The sequence below is a fragment of the Planktotalea sp. genome, assembly GCF_039984035.1.
GTDB lineage: Bacteria > Pseudomonadota > Alphaproteobacteria > Rhodobacterales > Rhodobacteraceae > Planktotalea.
On the sequence record NZ_JBDWVM010000419.1, the window covers coordinates 1 to 10,546 of the forward strand.

Genomic DNA, 10,546 nt, shown 5'->3' on the forward strand with positions numbered 1-10,546 from the left:
CGATTTTCAGACCGCCGCGCAGTTTGTTCACTACGAGAGTTGCAAGCGCTTCGCCTTCAACATCTTCAGCAATGATCAAAAGTGGCTTCTGGGACTGGATCACTGACTCGAGCAGTGGAACCATTGCTTGCAAGGAAGAAAGCTTCTTCTCGTGCAGCAAGATCATGCAGTCTTCGAGCTCTGCAGTCATTTTGTCTGGGTTTGTCACGAAGTATGGTGACAGGTAACCGCGGTCGAACTGCATGCCTTCAACAACGTCAGTCTCTGTTTCGAGGCCTTTGTTCTCTTCAACAGTGATAACGCCTTCGTTGCCGACTTTCTGCATCGCGTCTGCGATTTGACGACCGATTTCCGCTTCGCCGTTTGCAGAGATTGTACCAACCTGAGCAACTTCGTCTGAATCGGATACTGGACGCGCTGCCGCTTTAACCGCTTCAACAACTTTCGCTGTTGCAAGATCGATACCGCGCTTAAGGTCCATTGGGTTCATGCCAGCTGCAACGGATTTCAGACCTTCGCGAACAATCGCTTGTGCCAGAACTGTTGCAGTTGTTGTGCCGTCGCCTGCTTCGTCGTTGGTACGGGAAGCAACTTCCTTAACCATCTGTGCGCCCATGTTTTCGAACTTATCTTCAAGCTCGATCTCTTTGGCGACAGAAACACCATCTTTCGTGATGCGCGGCGCGCCGAAAGATTTGTCCAGAAGAACGTTGCGACCTTTAGGGCCGAGTGTCACTTTAACAGCATCTGCAAGTGTGTTGACACCAGCCAGCATGCGATTGCGTGCATCTGTGTCGAATTTTACGTCTTTAGCAGCCATTATGAATGCTCCTACTTAAATTAGTTTGAAATGCGAGTTTGGAAAACTGTCGATTAAGACAGGATGCCCAAGATGTCGCTTTCTTTCATCATCAACAGCTCTTCGCCGTCGACGGAAACTTCTGTGCCGGACCATTTGCCGAACAGAACGCGATCGCCGTCTTTGACTGCCATTTCGATCAGCTCACCGCTGTCTTTGCGGGCGCCTTCGCCACAAGCAACGATTACGCCTTCAGCAGGCTTTTCTTTTGCGCTATCGGGGATGATCAATCCGCCAGCAGTTTTTTCTTCGCCTTCTGTACGGCGAACCAACACGCGGTCGTGAAGCGGTTTCAATGCCATCTTTGTAGCTCCTTAAGCTCAAAGGGTTTCAATTCTCGCCTCATCTTTCAGAGGCGTTATCACTCACCTAGGTTGAGTGCTAACGCGACATAGGTAGGGAAGCTGTTTGAATGAGTCAACGGGGCCGTTGAGAATAATTTTCTGCAAAAGATTTGGCATTGTTATGGATGGCAAAGCGATAACGATCGCTCAGAGGAAATTCGCGAAGCTAACTATGAAAAACAAAGGACGGGTGGCGCTTCGCCGCCCGTCCTTTACATTCATTTATTAACGCTACTCTTAAGCCGCCAAGCCGCGCCCTTTGAGCAAGGCTTCGACACCCGGCATACGACCGCGGAACTCCATGTACAGCTCTGTCGCGTCTTTTGAGCCACCAGAACTCAGCACAGTATCCGCGAGACGTTTGGCTGTCGCGCTGTCGAAGGGATCACCCACCTCTTCAAACGCTTCAAACGCATCGGCATCCATGACTTCGGACCACATGTAGCTGTAATAACCACTGGAATAACCATCCCCCGCAAACACATGTGCAAACTGCGGTGTTGCGTGGCGCATACCAATCGCACGCGGCATGCCGATATCAGCCAAGACCTCGGCCTGCTTTTGCATCGGATCGGCTGGAGGCGTGCCCTCGTGAAAGGCCAAATCAACAAGCGCAGAAGCCACATATTCAACCGTGGCAAAGCCCATATCATAAGTCGCCGCGCCTAGCACTTTGTCGAGCAACGCCTTTGGCATTGCTTCGCCGGTTTCTGCATGCGTTGCAAATTCTGCAAGCACTTCAGGCACCTCGAGCCAATGCTCATAAAGCTGGCTTGGTAATTCCACGAAATCGCGTGCAACGGAGGTGCCTGACACGCTCTCATATTCCACATCGGACAACATTTGATGCAGCGCATGACCAAATTCATGGAACAACGTGCGCGCATCGTCGTAGCTCAGCAGCGCAGGCTTGCCCTCGGACGGTTTTGCGAAATTACACACGTTGATGACAATCGGGCTTTGCACATTCGGTTTCTTGGCCTGCGCGCGCATCGCAGAGCACCATGCGCCAGAGCGTTTGGAACCGCGCGCAAAGTAATCGCCGATGAAAACCGCGATGTGTTTGCCATCTTTCGTGACTTCCCAAGCGCGACAATCCTCGTGATAAAGCGGCAAATCCAGCGGGGCGAAGTCCAGACCAAACAGGCGCGTTGAGCAGGCAAAGCTGGCCTCGATCATCCGGTCTAGCTGCAGATACGGCTTGAGCTCCGCTTCATCCAGATCATGCTCCACCTTGCGACGTTTCTCTGAATAATAGCGCCAATCCCATGGCTCTAGCGGGCCTGTTATGCCATCGGCATGCAGCATCTCTTCTAGGATCGCAGCGTCTTTGTTCGCCTGCGCTTTGGCAGGTGTCCACACCTGCATCAACAAATCGCGCACCGCGTCTGGCTTTCCTGCCATTTCGGTCTCTAACTTGTAGTGCGCGAAATCAGGGTAGCCGAGCAAAGCCGCGCGTTCAGCACGAAGGGCCAAAGTTTCACCCGCAATCCCACGGTTGTCGGTTTCCCCGCCATTCGCACCGCGCGCAGCCCAAGCGTTGTAAGCCTTTTCGCGCAAATCGCGTTGCGGGCTGAATTGCAAGAAAGGTACGATGAGCGAACGGGACAGTGTCACGACTGCGCCATCGACCTCTTTTTCCGCACCAGCGCCGCGCGCGGCGTCTTGCACGAAGTCAGGTAATTCGCTGAGCGCCTCATCAGACAATTCCATGAACCAATCGGATTCGTCCTTTAGAAGATTCTGCACGAATTCAGTTCCAAGCACAGCCAAACGCGACTTCACGCTTGTCATCTTCTCCTCTTCCGCACCCGTCAGCGCAGCGCCAGATCGCACAAATCCGCGGTGCGTCAACATCAACACACGCGCCTGTTCGTCGTTCAGATCAAGCGTATCGCGTGCCTCCCAAAGCTGCTCGACACGCGCGAACAAGGCAGAGTTCGCGTAAATCGCAGAACTATGCGCCGAGAGTTTTGGGGAGAAATCGCGCTGCAATTCTTGGCGCTTGGGGTTGCTGTCGGCCCCTGCGATGGTGAAGAAAACGCTGAGCACTTTATCAAGTGCTTCGCCCGCGCCTTCCATCGCTTCAATCGTGTTTTCAAAACTTGCTGGTTCGACGCTCTCCGCAATCGCATCGATTTCAGCCAAATGCGCTATAAGCGCCTCTTCTAATGCTGGGGCGAAGTGATCATCGTCAATCTCCGCGAAGGGCGCGATTTGGAATGGGGTTGTCCAGTCTTGGAGCAATGGATTGGTCATGAAGCTCTCCTTTGAAACACATGTAGGGCGGTAAGTGCGCGGTTGCTAGGTCGCGCCGCTTCCGCAAACGGGACAATCTGCGCGTGGTTTCAGCGTCATCTTGCGCGTCTCGCCATAAAGCCCGTCATAGATCAGCATCTCGCCGCGCAAAACTGCGCCAGCGCCCGTGATCAGTTTGATCGTTTCCTGCGCCATCATCGCGCCTACAACGCCGGGCAGTGGGCCGATTACACCTGCCTCTGAACAGGACGGCGCAAGCTCAGGCGCAGGCGCTTGCGGGAAAATACACTGATAACAGGGCGCACCATTCGCCGCATCAAAGATGCTGAGCTGCCCTTCCCATTGACTGAGCGCACCAGAAACAAGCGGTAGGCCCAGCGCCATTGCCGTGCGATTAGATAGGTAACGCGTGTCGAAATTATCGGTTCCGTCGAGGATAACATCGTATTCAGCGAACAGCTCTGATGCGCTGTCTTCATCAAGGCGTCGATGATAGGGGCGCACCTCGATATGTGGGTTCTGCGCCAGCATGGCTTCCATTGCGGAGAACACTTTCGGCGTGCCTATCCCATCATCTCGGTGAATGACCTGCCGTTGCAGGTTCGCATTTTCAACAACGTCGTCGTCGATCACACCAATTGTTCCAACGCCCGCCGCCGCGAGGTATTGCAAAGCAGGCGCGCCAAGCCCCCCTGCCCCGATGACCAGAACTTTAGCATTTTTGAGCTTTTTCTGACCCGGCCCGCCAATTTCACGCAAAACGATGTGGCGTGCGTAGCGGTCCAGTTCGGTTTCGCTAAACGTTCCTGTTTTGGCAGGCGGCATTGCGCTTTCATCTGCTGTGACCTTGGCGCGCAAACGTTTGATGACTTGCATGTAACCGACAACCACGGCAGCGAATGCCGCGAGGAAGAGGTAGGGTTTCACCGATCCGCCCAGCGCGCTGCGGAGTGCATTTTCCAGTGGCAGCACAAGCAAGGCCAAGATGACCGCAGCAAAGAGGATCGCGATCATTGTCCAGCGCTGGGATTTCGGCGCGCCCATGACAGCGCCCAGCGCGTACATTCCGCATGCAATCAATAAAACCACCAACATTAAGAGCGGCCCGTTGAGCCAAAGCCACCATCACCGCGCATCGTGTCGGAAAGCGTTTCAACCAGCTCAAAGTCTGCGCGAATGACAGGTGCGACCACCATCTGCGCGATGCGTTCACCATGGTTAATGACGAAGGGCTCCTGCCCTGCGTTCATCATGATCACACCAAGCGGTCCACGATAATCGCTATCGATGGTGCCCGGACTATTGGGCAATGTAATTCCGTGCTTGAGAGCGAGACCTGAACGCGGGCGAATTTGCACCTCAAACCCATAAGGAATGGCCATGCGAAGACCTGTTGGGATCAGGGCACGTGCACCTGCTTGCAAAATAACCTCGCCGCGATCTGGCAAGTTCGCGCGCAAATCAGCACCAGCAGCGCCCGCGCTCGCGTAGAATGGCAGGCCCAAGGTTTGGTCCGCGCCTTCATCCCATAGAAACTCAATCCGCATCCGCAAGCTCTTCTGCAATCTTGAGCGCGAGACGCTCGGCCACGGCCTCTTTGCTCATACGCGGCCAATCTTCTGACCCGGTTTCAGAAATCAACATCACATCATTTTCCGAGCCGCCCATGATGCCCGTCTCCGGCGAGACGTCGTTCGCAACAATCCAATCGCATCCCTTGCGTTTGCGCTTAGCTGTTGCATTGGTGATCACATCATCCGTTTCAGCCGCAAAGCCCACAACGAGCGATGGTCGCCCTGTCTTCATCTGGCTGACCTTGGCCAAGATGTCGGCGTTCTCTGCAAATTCGAGCGTCGGCAATTTGCCGTCCTGCTTTTTGATCTTCGATCCGCTTTCCGAGGCTACGCGCCAATCGGCGACGGCCGCTGCGAAGATACCTGCATCCACGGGCAAAGCCGCCTCAACTGCCGCCAACATCTCTGCTGCGCTTTGTACTTTGACCACTTCGACGCCCGAAGGAGGCGGCGCATCGGCGGGACCTGTCACAAACACCACCTCTGCGCCCAGCGCTGCCAAGGCCGCGCCAATCGCAGTCCCTTGCGCGCCTGAAGAGCGGTTCGCAATGTAGCGCACGGGATCGATTGGTTCATGGGTTGGGCCAGATGTGACCAGCACGCGTTTACCTTTGAGTGGGCCATCACCCATTTTAGCCTCGATCGCAGCCACGATTTCCAACGGCTCCGCCATGCGGCCCGGTCCATATTCACCGCAAGCCATGTCGCCGTCATTCGGGCCGACAATGGCAACGCCATCTGCCTTCAAAGTTGCGATATTCCTTTGCGTCGCTGGATGGTCCCACATCCGCACATTCATCGAAGGCGCGACCAAGACAGGCGTATCCGTCGCCAAAAGCAAGGTAGAGGCCAGATCATCCGCACGGCCCTGCGCCATCTTCGCCATCAAATCCGCCGTCCCTGGCGCGACCACGAGTAGATCTGCAGAGCGCGAGAGTTGGATGTGACCCATGTCCGCCTCTTTCGTGAGATCAAACAGGTCCTGATGCACCTCAACCCCGGCGAGCGCCGACACCGACAAAGGCGTAACAAACTCACCGCCCGCACGTGTCAAAACCGGCGTCACAGTTGCCCCGCGCTCGCGTAAGCGGCGGATCAAATCGAGTGATTTATAGGCAGCGATTCCGCCGCCGATGATCAATAGGATATGTTTGGATGAAAGCATCACGCGCCCCAAGCTGTTTGACCATAAGCTAAGCGGCGCGCGCGCGGGGTACAAGCGTTAGAAAGTCACGCTAAAAATGCGTGAACTTCTTCCCCTTGGCTTTCAAGTGATTTGCGCATTTTTTGAAAGGCGGCCGCTTCCAATTGGCGAATGCGTTCTTTTGACAGGCCAAGCTCATCACCGAGGCTTTCAAGCGTGCGAGGCTGCTCCAAAAGCTTGCGCTCACGCACGATGAAACGTTCGCGCTCATTCAAAGCGCCCATTGCATCGAGCAGCCAATCGCGCAGTTGTTTTGTGTCATGTGAATGCTCAACAATGTGCTCGGCTTGCGCGCCATCATCTTCCAGCGCATCAATCCATTCGCGCCCTTCATCTTCAGTCGATTGCGTCGCGTTCAACGAAAAATCAGACCCTGACAAACGCCCGTGCATCATTTCTGCGTCGTTCATCGATACACCGATTTCCGAGGAGATGCGCTGCAACAGCTGATGTTGATCCAACTCTTCACCGCGCTGCATTGCTTCACGCTCAAGGCGCGCCTGAACACGGCGCATGTTGAAGAACAAGGATTTCTGAGACGAGGTGCTGCCAGTGCGCACCATCGACCAATTACGCATGACGTGATCTTGTATGGACGCTTTGATCCACCAAACAGCGTAAGTAGAGAAGCGCACGCCACGATCTGGGTCAAACTTCTCAGCAGCCTTCATCAGCCCAAGACTGGCCTCTTGGATAAGGTCATTCATTGGCGCGCCATAGCGTCGGAATTTCGAAGCCATAGAAATCGCAAGGCGCATATAGGCCGTGATCAGGCGATGTAGCGCTGCTTCGTCGCGCTCATCACGCCAAGCATAGGCAAGTCGCAGTTCTGTTTCAGGGTCCAGCATTTCTGCCTTCATCGCTTTGCGTGAAAACTTTGCATCGCTCACATTATCAAGTGCCATGTCGCGTCTCCCTGTCTGGCCGTTCACCAAATTCTCAGCGCGCATTGTTCTGTTCGTCGGTTTTCAATGCGCTGTATTCAAGGTACGCAAGAGCAAGCGAAACGGATCACTTGGAGCGCAAAAAAAATGTCAGGAAAACTCACTTTGGTGATTGGCGGCGCGGCGTCTGGCAAGTCTGCATTCGCTGAAAATCTTGTGCTAAAGAGCGGGAAAAATAGGACCTATTTGGCAACAGCACGCGTGCTTGATCCAGAAATGGAACATAAAGTGACCCGCCACAAAGAGATGCGTGGTCAGGGATGGAACACGCTGGAAACGCCTTTGACGCCCGAAACTGCGTTGCTGAAAGTCGATGCAAAGCAGATCGTTTTGCTGGATTGCGCAACCATGTGGCTGATGAACCATCTGATGGATGAAACAGATTTGCCCCAAGCGCGCACCAACCTGCTAACCGGCTTGGTCAAGTGCGAGGCTGATTGCGTTGTCGTCACCAACGAACTTGGTCTTGGCATCGTTCCAGCCGATCCCCTTTCACGGCGTTTCCGTCAGGAACAAGGCGAGCTGAATCAACACTTAGCCGCCGCTGCCGATACAGTTTACAACGTCATCGCGGGACTGCCGCAATTGTTGAAAGGGAGGGAATAAATATGCAGCGTCTTTTCCTAGTGCGCCACGGCCCGACACACGCGAAAGGCATGATTGGCTGGACCGATCTACCAGCGGATTTGTCGGATACTGCAGCGCTTTCGCGCCTAAGTGCGTATCTGCCAAGCGATGCGCGCGTTGTATCCTCCGATTTGGTCCGCGCGGTTGATACCGCAGACGCGATCCAAGGGGGACGCGCGCGATCCCCCCATAACCCAGCTTTGCGCGAAATGCATTTTGGGCGTTGGGAAAACCTCACTTTCAAAAACCTGCCACCGGAAGATGCCGCCCTCGCCAAAGCGTTCTACGAAAAGCCTGGCGATCTAGCGCCGCCCGACGGCGAAAGCTGGAATGCAGTTTGCGCGCGCGTCAGCGATGCCGTCGATCAAGCTTTGTCAGCAAGCACCCAAGACTTGATCGTTGTGTGTCATTTCGGTGTGATCCTCACCCAACTGCAGCGCGCGACGGGGAAATCAGCCTATGACACATTTGCGCAAAAGATCGACAATCTATCGGCGACGGAAGTCATTATAGAAAACGGCAAATGGCGCGCGGGCGCTATTAATCACTGTCCGTGATGGGCAAGCGAACAAATGGTCATTTGCGTTTTCGCCCGCGCGCCTTCTAACGTCTGTCTATGTCTTATGAACTCTATATCGGCGATTACGCCTATTCGAGCTGGTCCCTTCGCGGGTGGCTGCTCGTTCATCGTTTCGGGCTGAATGCACGTGACATCATGGTTCCTTTTGCTGAACAAGACGTCGCAGCACAGATGTCAAAAGTCGGCATTGCGAAAACAGTCCCCACGCTCGTGACTGACGACGGCGCTGTCATTTCGGAATCCGCCGCCATCGCCGAAGAACTCGCGCAACGGCATCCAGATGCGGGCATTTGGCCTAAGGAGCCCGAAGCTCGTGCGATTGCCCGCACGTTGTTGGCAGAAATGGCGAGCGGTTTTTCATCATTGCGCGGCGACTGCCCGATGAGCTTGCGCGTCTGTTATTCCGACAGCGCCCCGAGCGATGCAGTGCTTGCCGATTTGGCGCGCCTTGAAGTCATCTGGGCTTACGCACGTAAAAACCGCGTCTCTGACGGTCCTTGGTTGTTGGGCGATTATTCTGCCGCTGATGCATTTTTCGCGCCCGTTGCAGGGCGTATTGCCGGATATTCCCTGCCCATTGGCGAAGAAGCCGCAGCTTATGTCGCAGCACATTTGGCCGACCCAGCCTTCCGCCAGTGGCGCGCGATGGGCAATGTTCATGGTCCTGATTTGCCATGGTACCGCAAAGATTATCCAACAAGTGATTGGCCCGGCCCAACGCCACTGGCTGCAAAAGCCGTTGATGCTGGCACCGCAGAGAACGCCACTTGCGCCTATTCAGGCGGCCCTGTGACCCATTTGATGGAGTTGGATGGACGCACCTTCGGCTTCTGCAACGCGTTCTGCCGTGACAAAACCGTTGCCGATCCAGAAGCTTGGCCAAAATTTATGGCGCTCCTTTAGAAGCTGTTTACCAATCTTAAAGGGTTTCTCCGATAGGCCTTAATGGTTAACCGGAGAAACCTTATGGTCGCGCATGCCTATACAGTTGCATTTGAAGGCGTCAGCACGCGCAGCGTCGAAGTGCAATGCGCCGTAACCCCTGGTTTGCCTGCATTTTCTATCGTTGGACTGCCCGACAAAGCCGTTTCCGAAGCCCGTGATCGCGTGCGCGCAGCCCTCTCTGCCATGTCGATTGCGCTGCCGTCCAAACGCATCACTATTAACCTTTCCCCAGCTGATCTGCCCAAAGAAGGATCGCACTTCGACCTTCCAATCGCGCTCTCGCTGCTTGCCGCTCTCAACATTATTCCACCGGAAGAAGCCGAACGTTCCATCTCACTCGGGGAGTTATCCCTGAACGGCGCTTTGGTTCCCGTGATCGGCGCGCTGCCAGCTGCGATGACCGCCGCGCGGGAGGAACGTACCCTTCTTTGTCCCGCGGCATCAGGCGCAGAGGCCGCATGGGTCGGCGCTGCCGAAGTCATTGCCGCAAAATCATTGGCCGAGGTCATCGCTCATTTCACGGGACAAAACCCTATTGCCCCAGCGCAGCCCGGCACGGTTTCAAGTGCTAAGAACGGCAAAGACCTACGTGATGTGAAGGGTCAAGAACGGGCAAAACGCGCGCTCGAAATTGCAGCGGCGGGACGTCACCACATCCTCCTTGTAGGCACACCCGGCTCTGGAAAATCCATGCTCGCCGCGCGCTTGCCTGGCCTTTTACCGCCTCTCAGCCCAATGGAAGCCTTGGAAACCTCGATGATCCATTCCCTTTCGGGTCTGCTCGACGAAGGTGGCATTTCCCGAACGCGCCCCTTTCGCGAGCCACACCACACTGCATCAATGGCAGCAATTATAGGCGGCGGGCGCACAGCAAAACCGGGGGAAGTGTCGCTCGCGCATAATGGGGTTCTGTTCATGGACGAATTTCCCGAATTCTCACGCCAAGTGCTCGAAACCCTGCGCCAGCCCATCGAAACAGGCGAGGTCATGATCGCACGCGCCAATGCACATATCAAATATCCCTGTCGTTTCATGTTGGTGGCCGCTGCGAACCCGTGCCGATGCGGTTATGCCTTTGATCCTGCGCGCGCCTGCTCGAAAATGCCGCTCTGCGCGAACGACTATATGGGGCGCATATCGGGGCCGCTAATGGATCGTTTTGACTTGCGCGTCGAAGTACCGCCCGTTCATTTCACAGATCTTGATCTAC

General features: G+C 55.1%; 11 protein-coding genes. 4 read left to right on the forward strand and 7 right to left on the reverse strand.

All coding sequences use genetic code 11. From position 1 onward, the window contains the following. From groEL to ABJQ89_RS18410, 7 genes are all read right to left on the reverse strand, one after another. The coding region (groEL, locus tag ABJQ89_RS18380) for a chaperonin GroEL (protein ID WP_348497608.1) at nucleotides 1-820 on the reverse strand (820 nt) is incomplete at its 3' end. Nucleotides 821-873: 53 nt separating this feature from the next. Next, entirely contained in the window at nucleotides 874-1,161 is a 288-nt protein-coding gene (locus ABJQ89_RS18385; protein WP_072630860.1) for a co-chaperone GroES, read from the reverse strand. Nucleotides 1,162-1,440: 279 nt separating this feature from the next. Next, on the reverse strand, nucleotides 1,441-3,462 hold the full coding sequence (locus ABJQ89_RS18390; RefSeq protein WP_348497609.1) for a M3 family metallopeptidase: 2,022 nt from the start codon (nucleotides 3,460-3,462) through the stop codon (nucleotides 1,441-1,443). Between the two features lie 45 nt (nucleotides 3,463-3,507). Continuing rightward, nucleotides 3,508-4,557: a molybdopterin-synthase adenylyltransferase MoeB gene (gene moeB, locus ABJQ89_RS18395; RefSeq protein WP_348497610.1), complete on the reverse strand. Its 1,050-nt coding sequence runs from the start codon at nucleotides 4,555-4,557 to the stop codon at nucleotides 3,508-3,510. Continuing rightward, nucleotides 4,557-5,009 carry a dUTP diphosphatase gene (gene dut, locus ABJQ89_RS18400; RefSeq protein WP_348497611.1) on the reverse strand — a complete coding sequence of 151 codons (453 nt, stop codon included), beginning with the start codon at nucleotides 5,007-5,009 and terminating at the stop codon, nucleotides 4,557-4,559. Before dut ends, moeB begins: the two co-directional genes overlap by 1 nt. After that, nucleotides 4,999-6,201, reverse strand: coding sequence for a bifunctional phosphopantothenoylcysteine decarboxylase/phosphopantothenate--cysteine ligase CoaBC (gene coaBC, locus ABJQ89_RS18405; protein ID WP_348497612.1), 1,203 nt, complete (start codon nucleotides 6,199-6,201; stop codon nucleotides 4,999-5,001). Before coaBC ends, dut begins: the two co-directional genes overlap by 11 nt. 65 nt (nucleotides 6,202-6,266) lie before the next feature. Next, nucleotides 6,267-7,145, reverse strand: coding sequence for an RNA polymerase factor sigma-32 (locus ABJQ89_RS18410; RefSeq protein ID WP_348497613.1), 879 nt, complete (start codon nucleotides 7,143-7,145; stop codon nucleotides 6,267-6,269). 126 nt (nucleotides 7,146-7,271) lie between these two features. Between ABJQ89_RS18410 and cobU the strand changes: the two genes are divergently transcribed. From cobU to ABJQ89_RS18430, 4 genes are all read left to right on the forward strand, one after another. Then, nucleotides 7,272-7,790, forward strand: coding sequence for a bifunctional adenosylcobinamide kinase/adenosylcobinamide-phosphate guanylyltransferase (gene cobU, locus ABJQ89_RS18415; protein WP_348497614.1), 519 nt, complete (start codon nucleotides 7,272-7,274; stop codon nucleotides 7,788-7,790). 2 nt (nucleotides 7,791-7,792) lie between these two features. After that, complete coding sequence (locus tag ABJQ89_RS18420; RefSeq protein ID WP_348497615.1) at nucleotides 7,793-8,368, forward strand: histidine phosphatase family protein; 576 nt, start codon at nucleotides 7,793-7,795, stop codon at nucleotides 8,366-8,368. A gap of 59 nt (nucleotides 8,369-8,427) precedes the next feature. After that, nucleotides 8,428-9,294 (forward strand): glutathione S-transferase, encoded by an 867-nt coding sequence (locus ABJQ89_RS18425; RefSeq protein WP_348497616.1) that lies wholly within the window; start codon nucleotides 8,428-8,430, stop codon nucleotides 9,292-9,294. 63 nt (nucleotides 9,295-9,357) lie between these two features. Beyond that, nucleotides 9,358-10,546 (forward strand): YifB family Mg chelatase-like AAA ATPase (locus ABJQ89_RS18430; protein ID WP_348497617.1); only part of this gene is annotated, 1,189 nt, incomplete at its 3' end.

Coding starts and splice junctions, on each gene's coding strand:
- ABJQ89_RS18385 (WP_072630860.1), bottom strand. CDS start 1,161: ATGGCATTGAAACCGCTTCACGACCGCGTGTTGGTTCGCCGTACAGAA.
- ABJQ89_RS18390 (WP_348497609.1), bottom strand. CDS start 3,462: ATGACCAATCCATTGCTCCAAGACTGGACAACCCCATTCCAAATCGCG.
- moeB (WP_348497610.1), bottom strand. CDS start 4,557: ATGTTGGTGGTTTTATTGATTGCATGCGGAATGTACGCGCTGGGCGCT.
- dut (WP_348497611.1), bottom strand. CDS start 5,009: ATGCGGATTGAGTTTCTATGGGATGAAGGCGCGGACCAAACCTTGGGC.
- coaBC (WP_348497612.1), bottom strand. CDS start 6,201: ATGCTTTCATCCAAACATATCCTATTGATCATCGGCGGCGGAATCGCT.
- ABJQ89_RS18410 (WP_348497613.1), bottom strand. CDS start 7,145: ATGGCACTTGATAATGTGAGCGATGCAAAGTTTTCACGCAAAGCGATG.
- cobU (WP_348497614.1), top strand. CDS start 7,272: ATGTCAGGAAAACTCACTTTGGTGATTGGCGGCGCGGCGTCTGGCAAG.
- ABJQ89_RS18420 (WP_348497615.1), top strand. CDS start 7,793: ATGCAGCGTCTTTTCCTAGTGCGCCACGGCCCGACACACGCGAAAGGC.
- ABJQ89_RS18425 (WP_348497616.1), top strand. CDS start 8,428: ATGTCTTATGAACTCTATATCGGCGATTACGCCTATTCGAGCTGGTCC.